We start from the raw sequence: 19,621 nt of genomic DNA, 5'->3' as shown, positions 1-19,621 counted from the left end.
CCGCGCTCCACCCGTCGTCCCACGCCCAGGTCGGGCGGCGGGCCGTGGTCGTCTCAGGGGGGACCGTCGGGGCTGCATGGCCGGGCGGTCCCAGCCCCCTGAGCCCGGCGAGAACCGTCGGCCCGCTCACCCGCGCCGCCGGTGTCACTCCCAGGTGAGGCGGCGGGCCGTGGTCACCTCCAGCGGAGAGGTGCCGACGTGGGCGGCGAGCAGGACCCGCCCCTCCTCGGAGCGGGTGTGCACCACCGAGCCCAGGGACACCCACCGACGCCAGGCCCGCTCGAACGCGAGCGCGCCCCTCCGGTTGCGGGCCAGGACGGAGGGCACCGCGTGGAACACCGGCACGGTAGCGTCCGTCGGTGTCACCCCGGAACCCGCACCGCTTCCGCCCCCCTCCCGGTCGCTGAGGACGTGCCGGGGGATCAGGTAGCGAGGGTCGCCCACCAACGGCCCCAGGACCTCGTCCAGTGACTCCGCGAACAGCTCCGCCGAACCCGGGTCGGTGAGCGTGAACCGGTACACGCCGTCGGTGTCCACGTGGACGCGGACCCCCTCGGCGCCGGTGGCCGAGCGGCCCGCCCGGCGCAGCGCGTCGGCCACCGCGCACGCGTACCGCGCGGTCCCCACCGGCTCACGGGCCGCCGCGCGGACGCGAGCGGCCTCCCGCCGCCTGCGCAGGGTCTCCCCGCGCACCCGGCGGGTGTCGCGCCACCAGTGGACCAGGGCCGCGAGACCGAACCCGGCGGCCACCGCGAGCGGCGCGGGGCCGTGGGACCCGGGCCCAAAGGAGGCGAACACCAGGCAGAGCGCGGCGATCGTCCCCGCGACGAGGGTGGGTGCCAGGCGTCGGGCGGGCGGTGCGTCGACCGGCTCCGGTCGGATCACCTGGTCCCCCACCAGCACCTCGGGCGGCTCGGGAGGTGCCAGGTCCAGGCCCGCCTCCGGCACATCCGCCGGTACCGCCCGCCCCGCGTGCACCCGGAGCGTGGGCAGCACCAGGTCCGCGTAGCCCGAGCCCAGACGCCACCGCGCCCGCGTGCCCTCGCGGTCGGCCGCGCGTCCGGCCATCCGGCGGTTGACCCGCACCGGGTCCTCGGGCGGTTCGTACGGGGAGAGCTCCGGGTCCACGTGCGCGACCCCGCTCATCACCTCGCCGTCGGCGCCCACACCGAGATACCCCTCGTGCTTGCGCACGAACCGGCTCCAGTCGGCCGCGCCGCGCGGGTGCTCGTGGCTCACGCACACCACCGACCAGGTGTGCGCCACCTTCTCCGGCCACTCAGGGTCGAGCCGCAGCGCCCGCCCCCGACTCTGCACCACCGAGGTGGGGGTGGTGGCGGTGGTCAGGTCCACCACGGTGTTCACACCGCGTGCGTCCCATCCCTCACCCAGCAGCGCCCGTGTCCCCACCAGCACCTGGGCGCCGCCGGACTCCAGGAACCGCGTCACCACGCCCACCCAGGAGCGTGAGGTCCAGGCCCCCTCGACGGAGTGCAGGCCGTCGACCTCGCGGAGGGCCAGCTCCACCCCGGGCAGCTCCGCCCGGGCGAACTCCAGGAGCGCCGCGCCGGTGCGGGGGCCGGTCGCGACGGTGCGGCCGGTGACTAGGACCGGATCCAGCGCCGAGGTGCGCGGATCGGCGGCGAGCTGGCTCACCTGGAGCCAGGCCGACCCGGCGTCGTCGGGGAGCACGCCCCGGAGCGCGGCGGGGGCGCGGGCGGACGCGCGTTCGTGGTCGCACAGGACCAGTGCCCGCAGCCGTGGGCCCACGGCGTCCTTCTCGGCGGCGAGGATCTCCACCGTGGCCAGCGACTTCGCGGCGCTGCGGGCCAGGACCCGGTCCACCGGGGAGGTGCCGCGACGGACACCGTCGCGCGTGAGGTGGTGGCCCACGGACGGCAGGGCGGCGCGGATCCGCTCACGGGCCTCCCGGTCGGAGTCCGGGGACAGGCAGTTCCCGGCGTAGTCACCGATCAGCGCCGTCCAGTCCTCCGCCCGGGGAGGGTGCCGGTGCCGTTCGTGGACCCTCGCCCCCTCGGGCAGCGCCACCAGCCCCCGGTGGTGCAGGCGCAGCACCGCGTCGGTGAGCTCGGGCTCCCGCACAGCCAGGTCACCCCACCCGACCCGGCCGCCCTCCCGGGTCTCCCGGGAGACGAAGCGCGCGTCCAGCCAGGGCAGGAAGTCGGTGGTGGCGAACCCGGGGGCGAGCAGGTCCGTGCACATCTCCTCGAACCGTTCCGCCTGCCCGGCCAGGTACTCGTGTTCGGTCAGGGTGGGTCCGGTGACGTGCACGAGCTCGGCGAACGGGGCGAGGTATCCGTCCCGGACCAGAGCGGGGATGGACGCGCCGGTCACGGGCGGGCCGAAGAGCCGGTCGACGAGGTCCCGCTCCGTCGCGGTGAGGCTCGCGGCGGGGGTTCCGGTGAGCCCGACCACGCGGGTGTCGGGGAGTTCGTCGAGGATCTCGGAGAGCAGGCGTCCCCACACCTGGAGGAGGTGGTGGCACTCGTCCAGCAGGAGCGTGAGCGGACCCGCGTCGTGCAGCGCGTCCACCAGGGCCCGTCCGTTGGCGTGCAGCCGGTCGCGGACCGGGGTGGCCGAACGCCCCTCCTCGTCGGTCTCGGCGTCGGGGTCGAAGACGGCCAGCGACTGGTAGGTGAGCACGTTGACGGCGTGCCCGAGGTCCCGGCCGCTCCCGGCGGTGCGTCCCTCGGGCCGGGTGAACCCCTCCCAGTGCCGGATCCACTGCCCCTGGATGGCGGTGTTGGGGACCAGGACCACGGTGCGGCGGCCCAGACGGCGGGCGGCTTCCAGCCCGACGAGGGTCTTCCCGGAGCCGGGCGGGAGCACGATCCAGGTCCGCCGGGCCCCGTCCGCCCAGCGCCGGTCCACCTGCGCGAGGGCCTCGCACTGGTAGGGGCGCAGCTCACCGGGCCAGGCGGCGCCGCTCAGCGGTGCCGTGTCCGGCGGTGGCCCGCCCTCGGGCCGCGCCCCGGTCTCCGACATCCCCCCAGCCTAGCCAGGGCGGTCCGGTGTGCCGGTACCGGTGTCGGGGGTGGGCGATGGGGGTTCGTGGCGGCCGGAGCGTGACGGGGTGCCCGGGGACCGGTGATGAGGGCCCGGGCCACCGCGACCCTTTGCCCCTCACCGTCCGAGCGCGTGCCGGGGCGCGCACGCGCGCGGTGACGGCCCGTGCGGACCGCACGGGATGGCTCGCGAGGGGCGCGCGGCGCGGATGTCACCGGTCCGGGCGCGCGGGCGGGAGCCCCGGCCCGGAACGCGGCCGGGGCCGGGGCACCGGGACCGGACCGCTCCGGCCGGTCAGTGCTGGGGCTGTTCGTCCTGTCTCGGGACGCTCGCGCGGGCGTCCTCCTCCGCGCGGGCCGCGCGGCGCAGGCGGTGCCAGGAGGTGGCCCAGCGGAGTCGCTCACCCTCGTCGGTGCCCACGCAGGCGGTGACGAAGGCCATCAGGAACACGTACCCGGGCAGGTCGGAGCCCTCCAGCGCACGCTGGAACTTGGCGGCGCTGACCACGCCTCCGCACTTGTACTCCAGTTCCAGGTACGACCAGCCGCCCGCCCAGGACAGGTAGCGGCGCATGGTGAGGAGGAACTCGGCGGGGGTCCGCGCGTCCATGGGGTTGGGGCGCACCGGCTCGGGGCGCACGCTCTCGACGGGATCGACGGGGAGGCTCATGGTTTCGGAGGGGGCGTGGTCCAGCCAACCGGCCAGGTGTGGTGTGCGGTTGGGTCCGGTCGGTTCGAGGAGGCCCGGGACACTCACACGGTCTCCTTTTCGGCGGTCGAGACGACGGCCTGTGTCATGGAAAGACTCTCCAGTGCCCGTGGGTCACGGGCACGGACAAGGGGGGATCTGAGAGAGCCGACCGTCTGAGAGGGAGCGTCGTGGCGGGAACGCTGACCGGCCGGTTGCAGGGAATCTACCCGAAGAAGGCGAAACGCGAAAGCGCCTGTTGTCCGCGTCCATGCGAGGCGTACGTCTCTTTTTCGAGGTGACGGCCCCGCGGCGCCGTGTTCGGTTGGGAAGTTCTCTCAGAAAACGGATTTCCGGTCATCGCTGGTCCCAATGAAAACGTCAGCAATGCCGGGAACATTCTTATCCCAGTTCACTTGGGCTCCACTCGAAAATGATCTTTCCTTTTCACCAGATTCGGCGTCCGAAACCCCTTATTTTTGGGTGTCCGTAATCTGAAGAGACTCAGGGGCCCAGCAGAGGGCGGTGGCGTCGTCCCGCACCTTGCCCCGAGGGAACCGACGGCGGGAGGGATCAGCCGCCTCCAACTCACGGACCCGGCGCACCAGGGCCTCGGGCCCCCGATGCCGGACCAGCGCGAACGCGCCCTCCCAGGAGAGGTCCCCGAACACCTCCACGGCCCGGCTCGCGCCGTCGGTCATCGCGACGAAGGGGCCCAGAGGAGCCGTTCCGACCACGGCCTCCTCCGCGGCGCGGGGGTCGGCGCCCGCCGTCCAGAACCCGCCCGGGACGTTGCGCCAATCGCGGACACGCGTCCCCGGGGCGACCCGGGGACGGAGGTCGTCCAGCGTGGTGTCCGCGACCAAGCGGACCCCGCCGTCGCCCTCGGTGAGCAGCACGGAGTCGGACAGCACGAGGTACTCCAGGTGGTCGGCCCCGATCCGGACCGCCACCACCGTGGCCGAGGGCGTCTGCTGGACGCCGAGGTCGCAGGTCCCCTCGTGCAGGGACGACACGGTGGTGATCGCCTCGGACAGGGCCTCGCGCGGGGCGGCGCCCCCGTCCAGTCCGGCGAGCAGCAGCGACCCCAGGCGCCGGGTGTGCCAGGCGACCCCGTGCGAGCATCCGTCGTCCAGGTCGGTGGGGGCGCTCACCCCGTCGAGCAGCACCGCGACCGTGGCGGTCGCGGCGGCGAAGTCCTCGTTCGGACGGTCGGGGAGTCCCGGGGCGGTGGCGATGCGGAAGGGCACGAGCCCCCTCCTACCCGCGACGGGCGAGCCGACACGGGCGGAGGGGGCGGGGATCGGTCAGCGCACGACCACGGTGGAGTAGACGTCCATGTGGCCCTGCTCCCACAGCCAGTCCATGGCGGCGAGGCTCACGCGGGCGCACCCCTTGGAGGCGGGCTGGGCCGGGACGCTGGGGTACCCGTGCACGGCGATGCCGCCGTTGAAGTACTTGGGACGGTAGAGGGCGCCGTACGGACCCGGGTCCCAGGCGTCCACGTCACGGAAGACCGAGTACTCGCCCGTCGGCGTGGTGGCGATCCGCTCGGAGCCGTCCGAGCCCTCGTAGGGCTGGCCGGAACCGGTGGACGTGTGGATGACCTTCTCGACCGCGCCGTCGACGACCACCAGCAGCAACTGGCGTTCGAGGTCGATCTCCACCGCCGTGCCCGAGCTCGTGGCCGAGGGCACCGTGCCCTCGTCGAGTGCGGTGCGGGTGGCGGGGCCGACGATCCCGTCGCGGTCGATTCCGGCGGCCTTCTGGAGGGCGATCACGGCCTGCTCGGTGTGCGGGCCGAACTCGCCGTCCACACCGTCGATCCAGTAGCCGAGCTCGGACAGTCTTTCCTGGAGGGCGTTCACCTGGGCGCCGGAGTCACCCGTGCGCAGGTCCGAGGTCACTCCCACGGGGGAGGACGCCGGGGCGGGGGCCGCCTGGACGGCGTGCGCCGGTGTGGCCAGCAGCGCCGAGCCCACCGCCAGGGCGCAGGCCGCCCCGAGGGTGAGGGTCGTAGTGCGGAGGGTCTTCCTTGCGAAGTGTGATCGGGGGGAAACCATAGGTTCCATTTACCCACAAGTCAGCCGACGTCCCGGAATCGGGGCGGCGGACGTTCGTGCGGAGGGTCACTCGAAGCGTGAGCTGCGCACGGGGCCGGAGGTGGAGACGGGCAGGCGCGGCCCCCGGGCCCAGAGGCCCGCGACGGCCCCGGCGAAGGTCGGCAGGGCGGGGTCCGCCGGGTCCTCGGCACCGGCCGCGACGACGCGTTCGGCCAGTTCCTCCTCGGGGGACGCGTCGGCGGGGACGCGCTCCACCTCGTCGTCCACCACCCGGAGGTGCTCGCCCCACGGTGACGCGACGTTCTGGTGGAGCACGGAGACCACGTCGGCGGTGACCCCGGGCGGGGAGGTCCAGCAGGAGGCGTGCTCGAAGAGGACCTGTCCGGGGGCCCGGGGCACCAGATCACGCACGAGGTCCGGCTCCGTGTCGTTGAGGTCGTAGGCGACCACCAGGGCGTCCGAGCGCTCCGGGTCCACCGGGACCACGGGCAGGCCCAGCACGCGGGCGGCGGCCAGGCCGAGGACACGGCTGGAGCGGTCCGGGAGCGGCATGACCGCGTCCGGTCGGCTTCCCGTGGCCTCCAGCACCGTGGTGAGGTCGCGGAGCCCGCTCCGGCACGCCTCGTAGGAGTCGCCCAGGTGGGCGTAGCGGCCGTTCATCCCCTCGTCGAACCCGAACGGGGAGATCTGCCCGAGCAGCGCCCCGGTCAGCGCGAACTGCCAGCCGCGCAGGTCACGGCCGTCCAGGGGCCCCGCCGCCCTGGCCGCACCGGCGCGCTCCACCATGCGGGTGACACGGTCGTGGGCGAGGTCCCAGCCGTCGTCCTCGGGGGTGGACAGGCGGTCGAGGACCTCCCGCGCGGTGTCCACGTCCCCGGAGCACAGGGAGTTGTACGCGAGCAGGTAGCCGCCCGGCCAGTCCGGCAGGCCGTCCTCCCAGGCGCGTAGCTCACGGACCGCGTCGGCGTGCCGTTCCTGGTCCTCCAGGGCCGAGACCAGCTCCCACAGGGCGGGGGCGGCGGTCGGGGCGAGCCGACGCGCCGCGCGCAGGGCCGGGACCGCGAGGTGCGGGGCGCCGACCTCCAGGCACTCGAACCCGAAGTCGTAGCAGGCCTGGGCGCTGTCGGGATCGGCCCTCAGCGCCCCGGCGGCGGTCGAGAGGTCGTCGAGGCCCAGGGCCCCGGCGACCGCCGAGGCGAACGCGGCCAGGTCCGCGAGCGGCAGGTCGTCCGAGGCGTGCCGCAAGGAGCTCACGGCGGCCGGGGCGTCCCCCGCCTCCAGCAGCTTCCAGGCGCCGGGGAGTGCCGATGTCATGGTGGTGCCCTTCGCTCCGGGTACGGGCCCCGTTCGGGACCCGTGGTGGTCCGGCACCCGGCCCCGCCGACCATGTCGGCGCGCGGACAGCGTCCAGGGTCCCCGCCCGGTCGGTGCGGGCACCCGTGCCGTCGGCGGTGGTGCGGTCACCGACCCAGCGGTGCCTCCGCCAGGGAACGGGCCACCTGGGCCAGGGCTCGGCAGCGGGCGAACTCTACCGGAGTGAAGGGCAGCCCCGCACGGTGCACGGTCAGGGAGCCACCGCCGGGCGCGGGCAGGGTCATGACGGTGCCGGACAGTTCCTCCCGTGGCCCGGACATTCCCGGTCCCGCGCCCTCCACGCTCCGCTGGATCTGCCGTGGCCCCACGTGGCGGACCTCGTGGGCGGCGGCGAGGGCGATCAGGCAGCGTTCGAGTGTGGTCGCACCGGTGACCAGCGCGTCCACCAGGGTGAGGGTGCGGCTCGTGGTGTCGCTGAGCTCGTGGACGTCGGCGGTGCGCACCACGGCGCGACGGCCCCCGGCGTCCCGCACGGCGCGGCGCAGGTCCGCCTCGTCCACGTTCGGGGGCACGGTCACGAAGAACTCGTCGACGGCGTCGGTGCCGTCGGGGTGGACCTGCATGAGGCGGATGTCGACCCCGAGCGCCGCGAACCGGCCCGTGAGGGCGGCGAGTCCGCCCGGCACGTCGGCGACGGTGACCCGCACGCTCCAGAGCCGGTCCTCGACGGGGGAACGGGTGTGGTCGGGGAAAGGTGCCGTGGTCGTGTTCACGGGTGACCGGCGGCGGTGCCTGCGCCAGCGGTGCAGGGCGGAGAAGGCGAGGAGAAGGGACCCCAGCACGATCAGGGCCCGGACCCCGCTGTCGCTGTGCCCCAGGGAGACCACCAGCAGGTGGGCCGCCCCGGCCGCGAACAGCAGGGTCCCCAACTCCAGCACCTCACGGCCGAGGAATCCGTGACGGTCGTCGTTCGCATGGCTGCCACTGAAAGCGTCCATGCACCGAAGGTCGCAGGCCCAGGTTGCGCTCGTCCTTCGTTCTGTGTCCTCCCGGTAACGACGGAGCGTGACCTCAGTCACGATTTTGTGCAGGCTTGGTGACTCCGGGTGAACGGAAGGGAGGGGGCGGACGTATTCACCTGGGTCCGCGAAGGGCTCGCGGGCGGCGACAGGGGGATTCCCAAGCATGAGGACAGCAACGAGGCGGATCACGACCGGAGCGCTCGCGGCGGCGGTCGCCGGGCTCCTGGCGGCGGCACCGGGAACGGCCGCGCACGCCGGTGAGGAGGTCCCCGAGCCGGAGGTGTTCACCAGCGAGTTCCGGGTCGTGGCCACCCCCGACATGGTGGTCGACAACCAGGGTGCCCCCGTCCCCGGGGAGGAGGGCGCGTGGGGCTCCTTCAGGTTCCGGCTCAACAGCGCCGAGGACGTCATCTGCTACGACATCAGGTTCTTCGGTGTCACTCCGCCCTACCTGAGCCCCGCCAAGACGGCCACGCACATCCACCAGGCGGCCGACGGCGAGTTCGGCCCGCCGCGCCTGGCGTTCCCGGACCCCGAGAGGGACGGCCGGGGAGGCCTGCGCAGTTCCGGCTGCATGCGGGGGCCGTTCACCACCGGTCTGGAGGGCGACGACGGCAACGACACCGGCGCGGGCTTCACGGTGGCCCAGATCGAGGACGACCCGTCGAGCTTCTACGCCGACACCCACACTGCCGACTTCCCGGCCGGTGCGATCCGAGGCCAGCTCAAGGACGCGGACCGCGGATACGGCCGGCCCGGGTAGAGCGCTCGGACGCACCGTGAGGGAGTCGCGGTGACGGTGTCGCGATGAGGGAGCCGCGGTGGCCTCGGGGACGGGGCCACCGCGGCGTTCTCCCGCCCCGGCCGCCGCGCCGTCCTCAGAACGAGGAGCTCACCACGGCAACGCCGTCCTCATCGGTGATCTCGAACCCCACCGCGTCCTCACGGAGCAGCGCGCTGTTGAGATTGCACACCATGGGGTCGGGGCCCACCCCCACGAACTCACCCGCCGGATGCTCGGCGCCCTCCTCGTCGAAGAGCGTGGCCCGATAGGTCCGCCCCGCCTCGAACCCGGTGCCGGACAGTCGGATCTCCACACCCCACGTGTGCGGGACCAGTTCGGCCTCGGCGTCCACGTCACCGCCGTACACGGTGGTGGCCACGCTCTCCAGCGGGACCGGGTCCGGGGCGAAGACCGCGTGGCCGCCGGCCATCCCCGCGCCGACTCCCACGAGGAGGGCGACGGCGCAGGCGGCCACGAGCCCTCGGGTCCTCCCGGCGCGGGCACGCGGCGCGGCTTCGGCGCGCACCCCCGCCAGTACGCGCTCTCCCAGTTCGGGAGGGGGAGCGGGCGGTTCGGACGCGCGGTCGGGGTCGGCGAGGGGGAGGAGCGCGGCGGCCGGGGCGACGAAGTCGAGTTCGGCACGGCAGTCCGCGCAGCCGTCCAGGTGTGCGGAGACCGCCGCGCGCTGCTCGGGGCCGAGCATGTCCAGGGCGTGGGCGCCCAGGAGGTCACGCACCGCCCGGTGGGAGTCCCTGCTCATTCGCGCACCCCCATCTCGTCCATGACCACGCGCAGGGCCTTGAGCCCGTAGAAGAGGCGGCTGCGCAGGGTGCCGACCGGAATGCCCTGTTCGGCGGCGACCTCGGCGTAGGGTCGGCCGCGCAGGTAGGTCTCCACGAGGGCGGCCCGGTGCTCGGGGCCGATCCGTTGGAGCGCCTCCTCCACGAGCCAGGATTGCATCACCTGCTCGTCGATGCTCCGCCCGGTGGAGCGGTCCGGGAGCCGCCCGTTCCCGCTGGGTGCCATGGGGACGGGCCTCCTGGCGGCGCGACGAAGTTCGTCCACCAGGACGTTTCGGGCGATGGCGAACAGCCAGACCCGCAGGCTGGCGAGCTCCGGATCGAAGCGGTCCGCCGCGCGCCACGCGCGCAGGAACACCTCCTGGACCACGTCCTGCGCCGCCACCTCGTCGCTGAGCTGGCGCAGGGCGAACCGGTACAGCTCGGGCCCGTGTGCGTCGTAGGCCGCCTGGAGCCCGCCCTCGTCGCGCAGATCCGGCGCGGGGGCACCCGCACCGGCCCCGCGTCGACGGCGTCGTCGAAGCACACGGGCCATCCGTCCCCCCGTCCCTGTTCACCACCGGAGCTCTCCCGAGCCGTGTGTTGGAAGAGTGTCTACTCCCCTCGGGCGCGTGGCGTTCACGGTTCGGCCGAGTTGACCCGACGGGGGCTCGGTGACCGGCTCGGCCGGAGGCGGGTTGCGGTGGTTCAGGGAAGGTCGATGACGTCGGTGACGTCGATGTCGATCCGCGCCACCCGCAGGCCCAGGCGATCCTCGACGAAGGTGCTCATGTCCCGGCGCGCCGACGCGGTGGCCTCGGGGATGACGGTGCCGGTCAGGACCCGGGCGGTGGCGGCGACGACCAGCCCCTCCGAGGTCTCCTCGATCCGGCAGCGGCCCAGGAGCAGTCCCCCGGCCGGGTCCACGCGGGCCCGCAGCATCGCGGAGACCGCCGAGTGGCGGACGCGCGTGTTGCCGGGGGCTCCGTCCCCGCCGGTGCGGGGCAGCCGGATCGTGCTCCGGGAACGGCCCTCGGCGCGCACCACGCTCATGACGTCGTCGAGCAGCCCGGGCGGGGCGGTGACCTGACGGTCGTCGTCCAGTGCCGCGCCCAGGGCCGACAGCAGGGGCCGGAACTCCTCGGCGGCGGCCCGGCAGTGCGGGCAGGTCCGTTCGTGGTCGGTGACGGTGCCCGCCCGGAGGTGGTCCAGGAGCGTGTCGGCGGAGGTGCCGCAGGGCAGCCGTTCGTGGTCGTCGGACGGTTCTACCGCCATGGTTCGAGCGCCTCCACGAGATGGGTACGCGCGCGGTGGATGCGCCCGCGTACGGCGGTCGGGGTCGTGTCGACGATCTCCGCTATCTCCTCATAACCCAATCCTTCCATTTCCCGGAGGACCCAGCAGATCCGCTGCGGGGGCGGCAGACCGGCCAGCGCCGCGCGCAGGGCCTCGTGCAGGTCGGTGGCCAGGGCCCGGTCCACGGGGCCCGCGCCGCGCTCCCTGAGCTCGGAGTGGTCCTCCTCGGCGGGGTCCTCGGGGCGGCGGGCGCGCAGGGCGTTCAGCGCGAGACGGCCGACCATCCGGTGCAGCCAGGCGGGGAACGCCTGCGGGTCCCGCAGGTCCGGCAGCCTGCGCCAGGCCGTGATCAGGGCCTCCTGCGCGGTGTCCCTGGCCTCGGCGGCGTCGCCGAGGGTGCGCAGGGCGATGCGGTAGACGGTGTCCTGGTGGCGGCGCACCAGGGCCTCGAAGGCGTGGTCGTCACCGTCCTGTGCCCGTTCCACGAGCACGCTCTCCGGTAGTGCGGTGTCCGTGTGCATCTGCGGGGTCCAGCTCCCGAGGCCGGGTCAACTACCTGTGGTCAGAAGGTGACCACCTTACGCAAGGACGCCGCGATGTCTAGTGTGGTGCAGGTCACATAGAAACGTGCGTGAGCCGGAGCCCTCCGCCCGTGTCCTCCATGTGACGGCCCGAAAGAACGCAGGGCCGCGTCGAACGTCCGTACCGATCCGCAGGAGCACCCCATGGCAGCCAAGGACCCCGCGACCGCCCGCACCGACATCCACGAGGCCCCCGCCCCGACCGCCCTGGACACCACCTCGTCCGGGCGCACCGACCGGAGCCCCGCCCGCTCCGGCGAGCACGGGCGCACCGACATCGCCGACCACGTGGTCGCCAAGATCGCGGGGATGGCCGCCCGTGAGGTGCGCGGCGTCCACCAGATGGGCGGGGGAGCGGCGCGGGCCTTCGACGCCGTCCGCGAGCGCATCCCCGGCTCCACCTCCACCAACGCCGCCGCCCGCGGCGTCTCCGTCGAGGTCGGCCAGACCCAGGCCGCCGTCGACATCAACCTGGTGGTCGAGTACGGGATCTCCATCCCGGACCTCGCCGGGGTGGTCCGCCGCAACGTCATCGCCGGGGTGGAGCGCATGACCGGCCTGGAGGTCACCGAGGTCAACGTGACCGTCGACGACATCCACCTGCCCGACGACGAGGCCCCGGAGACCCCGTCCGAGCCGCGCGTCCGCTGACGCGCGTCCCCTCTCACAGCAGTTAAGGAGCACGAACGATGTGGTCGATCGTCGGACTGGCCTACGGGTCGTTCCTCGGCCTGGTGGCCTACTTCGGCGGGTTCGGGGCCTTCCTCCTGGTCCTGCTCCTCGGGGCGGTCGGGTTCCTGGCCGGGCGCGCCTACGCGGGGGAGACGGACCTGTCGCCGCTCTTCTCCCGCGAGCGCTCGGGCAAGGACACGCGATGGTGAGCGCCACGGTGGTCGACCCGGCCCGCCCGCCCGCCTCCGGGGCCGGGGAGCGTGCCGCCCGCCGCGTCGCGGTCCGTACCTTCCGGCCCCGGCGGTCCACCGCCGCCGTCCTGGTCAGTGCCGTCACGGCGCTGGTCGCGGGGGTGGCCGCCGCCGAGCTGATCGCCACGCTGGTCGGCAGCCCGCTGCGGATCGTCCCGCTGGACCGGGTCGCCGAGCCGGCCGCCGGAGTCCACTGGGACGGCCCCGAGATGCTCGTGGCCTCCGCGGTCACCGCCGTCGTCGGTCTGTTCCTGCTGCTCACCGCGCTCGTGCCGGGACAGGGCAGCCACATGGTGCTGCGCACCGACGACCAGGACCTCGTCGTCGGCCTGTCCCGGCGGGGGCTGTGCCAGCTGGCCGAGACCACCGCCCGTGAGGTCGGCGGGGTCACCGGTGCCCGCGCCCGTGTCCGGGGACGCACCGTGCGGATCACCGTCCGCGCTCCCGCGCCGGTCGACACCGGACTCCGGGAGCGGGTGGAGGGCCTGGTCCGGGACCGCCTGCACGCTCTCGACACCGTCCGTCCGGTACGCGTGCGCGCCAGGATCCGCCGGGTGGAAGGGGGACTCCGGTGAGGCGCCACCCGCACCGTGCCGCACGTCGGACCGCCCGGGGGAACCGGCAGGGGCTGGCCCTGGTCGGCGTGGTGCTGACGGCCGTGGGGGCGACCGTCCCCCTGCTCGCGTACGGGCCCTTCGACCTCCTCCCTCCGGGAGCCTCGGGGGAGACCCTCGGATCCGTGGGCGCACTCCTCGCCCCGCACCTGTCCGCGCCGTGGGTCCCGTACGCGGCGGCCGGGCTGGCCGTGGTGGTGGCGGTGCTGGCCCTGCGCTGGCTGGTCGTGCAGGGGCGCACCGCGCGGGTGCCCTCGCTCCGCCTCGACGAGGGGGAGCGGGGCCGCACCGACGTCGCGGCCCGCGCCGCCTGTTCCGCCCTGGCCAGGGAGGTCGGCGGATACCCGGGGGTGCGCAGGGGGCGCGCCCAGCTGACCGAGTCGCCGCGCGAGCCCTGCCTGCGTCTGGACCTCGTCCTGGCGGAGGACGCCGACCCCGTCGCCGTGTGGCGGCGGTGCCGCGACGACGGACTCGTCAGGCTGCGGGCCTCCCTGGGGCTGGACCGGCTGCCCACGGTGCTGCGCGTCTCGGTCTCCGGGCAGCCGTCCGACCGCGAACTCGCCTGAGCCCGCCGCGCACGCGCGCGGGCTCAGGCTGAGCGACGGGGGTGGCGCGGGCCCCGGGTCACTGGGGAGGACCCGGCACGGCCCCCACCCCCGTCCGACCTCAGCCGTCGCCTCGGGCGGGCTCCTCCGCGGCGGCGGGTCCGCGGGCCCTCCGCCCGCCGTGGACGCAGCGGCGCATCAGCTGGTCGAGCGGACCCGGCCGGTTCCGGACCTCCAGCCAGGCCGCCAGCACCAGGCTGACCGACCAGGCCAGCGCCGCCACCAGCAGCGCGCCGAAGCCGCCCACCCGGGTGCCCAGACCGAGCAGGTCCGGGTGGAGGACCACCGCGACCAGCACGGAGTTCAGGATGTAGAAGGTCAGCGAGCGCTGACCCATCGCGGCGACGGCCCTGGCCAGCGGGGAGCTCCGGCGTTCCAGACGGATGCCCCACAGGGCGAACAGCGCCGCGTACCCGGCGCCGCCGAGCACGCCGCTGAGTACCTGGAGGCCCATGGCCAGGCCCTCGGTGAGCGCCCCCGGGGAGAGCAGCCCCTGCACGGTCAGCGCGACGGGCAGCGCGCCCAGCACCGACAGCGAGGTGCCCACGACCGCCACCCGGGTGAGGAAGCCCCGGTGTGCGGCGGGGTCGTCCAGCAGGCCGGCCCGACCGGCCCGGTAGCCGAGCACCACCAGGATCAGCAGGGGGTAGGCGAAGGCGATGAACAGCGGACCGAACGGCAGGAAGACCAGGCGTTCGATCCAGTCCCCCGCGGTGAGGTAGCCGGGGACGAGCCCGTACTCGTCGGCGGCGTCCGACCCGCCCGCCACGGCCATGCCGACCATGGCGAGCGGCACCGTGACCACGTAGAACACGGCGAACACCACGGCCGCGCGCACGATCGCCCTGTTGGAGCGGAACAGCAGCCAGCCGGTGACCAGCGCCGCCAGGCCGTACGAGGTGAGGATCTCGCCGGGGAAGACCAGGAAGGCGTGGACGAAGCCGAACAGCAGCAGGAAACCGCCGCGCCGCCGCAGCAGGCGCCGGACCTCCCGCTCGGACGTGCCCCTTGCGAGCTGACGCGAGACCATCCAGGCCATCCCGTAGCCGAAGAGGATCGCGAACATCGGGAAGGCCCGGTTGTCCAGGAAGAGCGTGGTGAACAGTGACGCCGCACGGTCCCGGAACGGGTCGCCCGCGACGTCCGTGCCGAACCCGCCCCCGACGTACACCCCCGCGTACGCCATCGCGATGAGCATGAGCATGGCGCCGCGCGCGAGGTCGGGCGCCAGCTTGCGTGGGGCTCGGGTGGGTGGCCCGACCCCTGTAGTTGCCGACATGTCGATGGGTCCCCTCTTTTTCGTGGCACGCCTGGGAGTCTGGTCGCAGTCTTCGCCAGCCGGTCGGTGCGGGGCATCGGCCGACCGGCCAGCCGATCGGCCAGAACTGGGTAGGCAGGAGGTGGGAGGCGGCGCCCCGCGCGGCGCGGTCCCCGGCCGAGGGATTCCCGAACCAGGAGGCGGCATGAGCCGGTTCTTCATGAACGAACGCGAGACCCTGGTGCCACAGGCGTTGGAGGGGCTGGTCGAGGCCCACGGCGGGCTGGTCGAGGTCCATACCGACCCCCTCTTCGTCACCCGGCGCACACCCGCCACGGGCAAGGTCGCGCTGTTGTCCGGAGGGGGATCGGGCCACGAACCGCTGCACACCGGGTTCGTGGGCACCGGGATGCTCGACGCCGCCGTGCCCGGCGACGTCTTCGCCAGCCCCACCGCGCTCCAGGTGCGCGCGGCCCTCCGGGAGGTGGACGCCGGGGAGGGCACGGTGATGGTCGTCAAGAACTACACGGGCGACGTCCTCAACTTCTCGATCGCCGCCGAGCTCCTGGCCGAGACCCACCGGGTCGAGCAGGTGCTGGTCGACGACGACCTCGCCACCCAGAAGGAGGACGACGGCGGTCCCGGGCGCCGGGGCACCGCCGCGGTGGTGGCGGTGGAGAAGGTCTGCGGTGCGGCGGCCGAGGCCGGTGCGCCCCTCTCCGAGGTGCGGGCGCTCGGCCAGGACGTGGTGGCCCGGTCCGCCACGCTCAGCGTGGCCTTCGAGGCCTGCACCAACCCGATGACCGGGAAGCGCTCCTTCGAGCTGGAGCCGGGCCGGATGGAGTTCGGCGTGGGCATCCACGGCGAACGCGGGATCGAGACCCGGGCCGCCACCGAGGCCGCCGCCCTGGTGGAGAGCCTGGTCGACCCGCTCGTCGCGTCCGTGGGCATCAGGCGGGGGGACCGGGTCCTGGCGATCGTCAACGGGCTCGGCGCCACCCACGGCCTGGAGCTCGGGGTGGCGGCCCGGGAGACCCGCAGGGTCCTCGACGGCAGGGGCGTGACCCTCGCGCGGTCGCTGGTGGGGCCGTACGTCACTTCGCTGGACATGAAGGGGTTGTCGATCACGCTCACCGCGCTGACCGACGACCTGGTGAAGCTCTGGGACGCGCCGGTGCGGACCCCCGCACTGGCCTGGTGAGAGGAACGACCATGTCCGACAACGAACTCACCGGTGCGGACGCCAGGGCCTGGCTGCTGGCCTTCGCGGACTGGGTGGTGGCCGACGCCGACGAGCTCACCGAGCTCGACCGGCAGGCGGGGGACGGCGACTTCGGCTGGAACATCGGCTCCGCGCTGAAGCGGGCCCGGGCCAACCTGGACGGCGACGATCCGGCGGCGGTCTTCCAGTCCGTCTCGGACACGTTCCTGGCCTCCGGCGGCACCAGCGGACCGCTCTTCGGCCTGTGGTTCGGTCGCCTCGGTGCGGGGCCCTCCGCTTCCTGGTCCGTTCCCGACCTGGCCGGGGCCTTCGAGACCGCCACCGGTGCCGTCCGGCGGCTGGGTAAGGCGGAGGTGGGCCACAAGACCATGGTCGACGCGATGGTCCCCGCGACGCACGCGCTCGCCACGACGGGGTCGCCGCACTGGCGGGAGGCCCTGCGCGAGGCGGCCGTGGCCGCCCGGGCCGGGGCCGAGTCCACCAGCGGAATGGTCGCCCACCGGGGTCGGGCCAGCTACCTGGGGGAACGGGCCCGGGAGGTTCTCGACCCCGGGGCCGTCTCGATCGCCTGGTTCTTCGAGGCGGCGGACGGGATCTGACCCGGTCCTCTGCCCGGGGCCCGGGTCCCGGTCCGGGGCGGGGGGTGTCGTCGGGTTGTCCACAGGCTGTGGACAACCCGACGGGTCCCGTGTCGGTAGTCTCCAGCTGGCGGCGCCACGGCGGGCCGCCGAACCGAACGAGGGAGCCGACCGTGGGTGCTGCTGTCAACGACCACAAGGTCATCGTGATCACCGGGGCGGGCGCGGGGATCGGCCGGGAGACGGCCCGGAGACTGCTCGGCGACGGCCACTCCGTGGTGCTCGCCGGGCGGCGCCGGGAGACCCTGGAGGAGACGGCGGGGGAGCGCCCCGGAGCGGTGGTGGTCGAGGCGGACGTGACCTCCTCGGAGTCGGTCGCGGCGCTCTTCGGGACGGTCCGGGAACGCTTCGGCCGCGTCGACGTCCTCTTCAACAACGCCGGGGTGTTCGGCCCCGCCGCGTCGGTGGACGAGATCGAGGACGACGCCTGGCGCGAGGTCCTCGACACCAACGTCACGGGTTCGCTGAACTGCGCCCGCGAGGCCGCGCGGATGATGAAGGAGCAGACCCCCGGCGGCGGGCGGATCATCAACAACGGCTCGATCTCCGCGCACGTCCCCCGGCCGTCGAGCGTGGCCTACACCGTCAGCAAGCACGCGATCAGCGGCCTCACCGCCTCCCTCAACCTGGACCTGCGGGGTCACGGGATCGCCTGCACCCAGATCGACGTCGGCAACGCCGCCACCGCGATGACCACCGGTTTCGGCGCCAACGCGTTGCAGGCCGACGGTTCGGTCCGTCCGGAACCCACCATCGACGTCACGCACGTGGCCGACACCATCGCGCACATCGTCTCCCTGCCCCTGGACGTCAGCGTGCCGACCGTCACCGTGATGGCCCGGGAGATGCCCCTCGCCGGTCGCGGCTGAGTTCCGCGAAGGCGTGGCGGCCCGCCGGACACCGTGCTAACGTCGCTCCTTCGCGGCGACCCGGACCTGGCCTCCCGGCCCAGGGACGTGCCGAACCCGTGTCTCCCCGCCCGTCGAGGGCGTGGAGAGCGGACGTTTCTGCACGTTCTCCGACTGCCAGGGAGCCACGCCCGTGCGTGTCCACTGCGCGGTGTACGCCCTGGGGCTGCGCCGCTACTCCACCTACCGCGCGGCCACCGTCGCCGGGGTGTTCACCAACGCGGTCTTCGGCGCGATCAACGCCATGGTGCTGCTCGCGCTGTTCGCCGCCCGCCCCGAGATCAACGGCTACGACGCCACCGACGCCGTCACCCAGGTCTTCGTGGCCCAGGCGCTGCTGGCGCCGCTCGCCATCATGGGGCCCGCACTGGACCTCAGCGAGCGCATCCGCACGGGCGCGGTCGGCGTCGACCTGCTCCGCCCCGTGCCGCTGCTCGGCTGGACCCTGGCCCAGGACATGGGCCGGGCCACCTTCGACCTCGCCTTCCGCAGCGCCCCCACCTTCGCGGTCGGCGCCCTGCTGTTCACCCTGGCCCTGCCCGGTGACCCCGTGCGCTGGCTCCTCACCCTGCTCTCGTTCGTGCTGGCCGTCGTGGTGGGCTTCGCGCTGCGCTACCTGTACTCGGTGGTGGGGTTCTGGCTCATGGACACCCGGGGCGTGTGGGCCGTGATGGGACCGGCCGGGCCGGTCCTCGCCGGGATGCTGCTCCCACTCACGCTCTTCCCCACCGGTGTCGCCGACGTGCTGCGGTACCTGCCGTGGGCGTCGATGGTGCAGATCCCGGCGGAGGTCTTCCTCGGCAAGGACTCGTTGCCGGGCGGCGGCGTGTTCGGCGGGTTGGCGTTGCAGGCGGGGTGGGCGGTCGCGCTGCTCTCCCTGGCCGCCTGGCTGACCGGCCGGGCCACGCGCAGGGTGGTGGTCCAGGGTGGCTGACACGCTCTCCGCGAGGAGGCGGGGCCTGCCCGCCCCGCTCCACGACCTCGCCCGGGAACCGCGCACGTACGCCCGCCTGGCCTGGACCTGGACCCGCGCGGTCGCGCAGTACCCGATGGCGCTGTCCCTGTTCACCTTCGGGGTCACGCTCGCCTCGCTGGCGGAGATGGGCGCCGTCGTGGTGGTGTTCGCGCACGCGGGGACGCTGGCCGGGTTCACGGTGTACGAGGGCCTGCTGGTCTACGCGCTGGCCGCGTTCTCCTTCGGCGCCGCCCAGCTGCTCACGGGCTCGGTGGACCGTCTTGGGGAGCACATCCGCACGGGCAGCTTCGACACCATGCTGGTGCGGCCGGTGTCGCCGCTGGTCCAGCTGGCCGCCGACCAGTTCTCGCCCCGCCGCTTCGGCCGGATCGTCCCGGCCCTGGTCGTGCTGGTGGTGGCGCTGGTCATGTGCGACATCGACTGGACCCTCGAACGGATCCTCATGCTCCCGGTGCTGCTGACCTCGGGCGTGGTCATCTGCACCTCGGTGTGGCTGATCGCGGGCTGTCTCCAGTTCTTCGCGACCGACGCCCGGGAGGCGGCCAACTCGGTCACCTACGGCGGGCAGGCGCTCACCGAGTACCCGATCGCGATCTACGGGCGCGGTCTTGTGCGGTCGGTGACCTACGTGGTGCCGCTCGCCTTCGTGAGCTGGCAGCCCGCGCTCCACCTGCTGGACCGGGCCGACCCGACGGGCCTGCCCGGGTTCCTGCGCTTCCTCGGACCCGTCGTGGCCGTCGCCCTCGCACTGGTGGCGGCCCAGGTGTGGCGGTTCGGCCTGCGCCGGTACCGCTCCACCGGAAGCTGACCCCGCGCCCGTTCCGACACCTGCCCCGGCGGGACGGGGCACCCCGGACCGCCCGCCCCCCGACCCGGCCTGAGCCCTCACGACGAACTAGCCCTCACGATCCCGCCAGCCCTGAC

21 protein-coding genes are annotated in these 19,621 nt (G+C 73.9%); 10 read left to right on the top strand and 11 right to left on the bottom strand.

Going from position 1 to position 19,621, the window contains the following annotated elements; all coding sequences use genetic code 11:
- Window positions 1–144: 144 nt before the first annotated feature.
- The 6 genes from ACRWK8_RS01865 to ACRWK8_RS01840 form a co-directional block, all read right to left on the bottom strand.
- Window positions 145–3,006: a DEAD/DEAH box helicase family protein gene (locus ACRWK8_RS01865; RefSeq protein WP_431867923.1), complete on the bottom strand. Its 2,862-nt coding sequence runs from the start codon at window positions 3,004–3,006 to the stop codon at window positions 145–147.
- Between the two features lie 315 nt (window positions 3,007–3,321).
- A complete protein-coding gene (locus tag ACRWK8_RS01860) occupies window positions 3,322–3,783 on the bottom strand; it encodes a hypothetical protein (protein ID WP_378735613.1) in 462 nt (153 codons plus the stop codon).
- A gap of 404 nt (window positions 3,784–4,187) precedes the next feature.
- A complete protein-coding gene (locus tag ACRWK8_RS01855) occupies window positions 4,188–4,964 on the bottom strand; it encodes a hypothetical protein (protein WP_431867921.1) in 777 nt (258 codons plus the stop codon).
- A gap of 57 nt (window positions 4,965–5,021) precedes the next feature.
- Window positions 5,022–5,777, bottom strand: coding sequence for a L,D-transpeptidase family protein (locus ACRWK8_RS01850; RefSeq protein WP_378735618.1), 756 nt, complete (start codon window positions 5,775–5,777; stop codon window positions 5,022–5,024).
- A gap of 66 nt (window positions 5,778–5,843) precedes the next feature.
- Complete coding sequence (locus ACRWK8_RS01845; protein ID WP_378735620.1) at window positions 5,844–7,091, bottom strand: hypothetical protein; 1,248 nt, start codon at window positions 7,089–7,091, stop codon at window positions 5,844–5,846.
- A 146-nt stretch (window positions 7,092–7,237) separates the two neighbouring features.
- Window positions 7,238–8,089 (bottom strand): ACT domain-containing protein, encoded by an 852-nt coding sequence (locus ACRWK8_RS01840; RefSeq protein ID WP_431867919.1) that lies wholly within the window; start codon window positions 8,087–8,089, stop codon window positions 7,238–7,240.
- 187 nt (window positions 8,090–8,276) lie between these two features.
- Between ACRWK8_RS01840 and ACRWK8_RS01835 the strand changes: the two genes are divergently transcribed.
- The gene (locus tag ACRWK8_RS01835; RefSeq protein WP_378735624.1) at window positions 8,277–8,876 is read left to right on the top strand and encodes a CHRD domain-containing protein; all 600 of its coding nucleotides are present in this window, start codon (window positions 8,277–8,279) and stop codon (window positions 8,874–8,876) included.
- A 115-nt stretch (window positions 8,877–8,991) separates the two neighbouring features.
- On the opposite strand, the gene ACRWK8_RS01830 is transcribed toward ACRWK8_RS01835, so the two are convergent.
- The 4 genes from ACRWK8_RS01830 to ACRWK8_RS01815 form a co-directional block, all read right to left on the bottom strand.
- A complete protein-coding gene (locus ACRWK8_RS01830; RefSeq protein WP_378735626.1) occupies window positions 8,992–9,657 on the bottom strand; it encodes a zf-HC2 domain-containing protein in 666 nt (221 codons plus the stop codon).
- Entirely contained in the window at window positions 9,654–10,232 is a 579-nt protein-coding gene (locus ACRWK8_RS01825) for a sigma-70 family RNA polymerase sigma factor (protein WP_378735628.1), read from the bottom strand. The genes ACRWK8_RS01830 and ACRWK8_RS01825 overlap by 4 nt, the downstream gene beginning before the upstream one ends.
- 152 nt (window positions 10,233–10,384) lie before the next feature.
- Window positions 10,385–10,951 (bottom strand): hypothetical protein, encoded by a 567-nt coding sequence (locus ACRWK8_RS01820; protein ID WP_431867916.1) that lies wholly within the window; start codon window positions 10,949–10,951, stop codon window positions 10,385–10,387.
- The gene (locus ACRWK8_RS01815) at window positions 10,942–11,493 is read right to left on the bottom strand and encodes an RNA polymerase sigma factor (RefSeq protein ID WP_378735632.1); all 552 of its coding nucleotides are present in this window, start codon (window positions 11,491–11,493) and stop codon (window positions 10,942–10,944) included. The genes ACRWK8_RS01820 and ACRWK8_RS01815 overlap by 10 nt, the downstream gene beginning before the upstream one ends.
- A gap of 204 nt (window positions 11,494–11,697) precedes the next feature.
- Here ACRWK8_RS01815 and ACRWK8_RS01810 point away from each other — a divergent pair, with 204 nt between their 5' ends.
- From ACRWK8_RS01810 to ACRWK8_RS01795, 4 genes are read left to right on the top strand one after another with little or no spacing between them, the layout of a single operon-like run.
- The gene (locus ACRWK8_RS01810) at window positions 11,698–12,204 is read left to right on the top strand and encodes an Asp23/Gls24 family envelope stress response protein (protein WP_378735634.1); all 507 of its coding nucleotides are present in this window, start codon (window positions 11,698–11,700) and stop codon (window positions 12,202–12,204) included.
- Between the two features lie 38 nt (window positions 12,205–12,242).
- Window positions 12,243–12,434, top strand: coding sequence for a hypothetical protein (locus ACRWK8_RS01805; RefSeq protein WP_378735636.1), 192 nt, complete (start codon window positions 12,243–12,245; stop codon window positions 12,432–12,434).
- Window positions 12,428–13,051 carry a DUF6286 domain-containing protein gene (locus ACRWK8_RS01800; RefSeq protein WP_378735638.1) on the top strand — a complete coding sequence of 208 codons (624 nt, stop codon included), beginning with the start codon at window positions 12,428–12,430 and terminating at the stop codon, window positions 13,049–13,051. Before ACRWK8_RS01805 ends, ACRWK8_RS01800 begins: the two co-directional genes overlap by 7 nt.
- Window positions 13,048–13,656 (top strand): hypothetical protein, encoded by a 609-nt coding sequence (locus tag ACRWK8_RS01795; protein ID WP_378735640.1) that lies wholly within the window; start codon window positions 13,048–13,050, stop codon window positions 13,654–13,656. The genes ACRWK8_RS01800 and ACRWK8_RS01795 overlap by 4 nt, the downstream gene beginning before the upstream one ends.
- 100 nt (window positions 13,657–13,756) lie before the next feature.
- Here the strand turns inward: ACRWK8_RS01795 and ACRWK8_RS01790 are convergent, their stop codons facing one another.
- A complete protein-coding gene (locus ACRWK8_RS01790; protein WP_378735642.1) occupies window positions 13,757–14,974 on the bottom strand; it encodes a DUF418 domain-containing protein in 1,218 nt (405 codons plus the stop codon).
- A 184-nt stretch (window positions 14,975–15,158) separates the two neighbouring features.
- Here ACRWK8_RS01790 and ACRWK8_RS01785 point away from each other — a divergent pair, with 184 nt between their 5' ends.
- The 5 genes from ACRWK8_RS01785 to ACRWK8_RS01765 all read left to right on the top strand — a co-directional run bounded on the left by ACRWK8_RS01785 (window position 15,159) and on the right by ACRWK8_RS01765 (window position 19,505).
- Complete coding sequence (locus ACRWK8_RS01785; RefSeq protein ID WP_431867912.1) at window positions 15,159–16,154, top strand: dihydroxyacetone kinase subunit DhaK; 996 nt, start codon at window positions 15,159–15,161, stop codon at window positions 16,152–16,154.
- Window positions 16,155–16,165: 11 nt separating this feature from the next.
- Window positions 16,166–16,774, top strand: a complete 609-nt coding sequence (locus tag ACRWK8_RS01780; protein WP_431867910.1) for a DAK2 domain-containing protein — start codon at window positions 16,166–16,168, stop codon at window positions 16,772–16,774.
- Between the two features lie 152 nt (window positions 16,775–16,926).
- Window positions 16,927–17,682, top strand: coding sequence for an SDR family oxidoreductase (locus ACRWK8_RS01775; protein WP_378735648.1), 756 nt, complete (start codon window positions 16,927–16,929; stop codon window positions 17,680–17,682).
- A 172-nt stretch (window positions 17,683–17,854) separates the two neighbouring features.
- Window positions 17,855–18,655 carry an ABC transporter permease gene (locus ACRWK8_RS01770; protein WP_431867907.1) on the top strand — a complete coding sequence of 267 codons (801 nt, stop codon included), beginning with the start codon at window positions 17,855–17,857 and terminating at the stop codon, window positions 18,653–18,655.
- Window positions 18,648–19,505, top strand: coding sequence for an ABC transporter permease (locus ACRWK8_RS01765; RefSeq protein ID WP_431867905.1), 858 nt, complete (start codon window positions 18,648–18,650; stop codon window positions 19,503–19,505). Before ACRWK8_RS01770 ends, ACRWK8_RS01765 begins: the two co-directional genes overlap by 8 nt.
- The last annotated feature ends 116 nt before the right edge of the window (window positions 19,506–19,621 follow it).

This window comes from Nocardiopsis eucommiae, from assembly GCF_965344335.1.
Lineage (GTDB): Bacteria > Actinomycetota > Actinomycetes > Streptosporangiales > Streptosporangiaceae > Nocardiopsis > Nocardiopsis eucommiae.
This window is presented reverse-complemented; position numbering and strand designations above follow the sequence as displayed.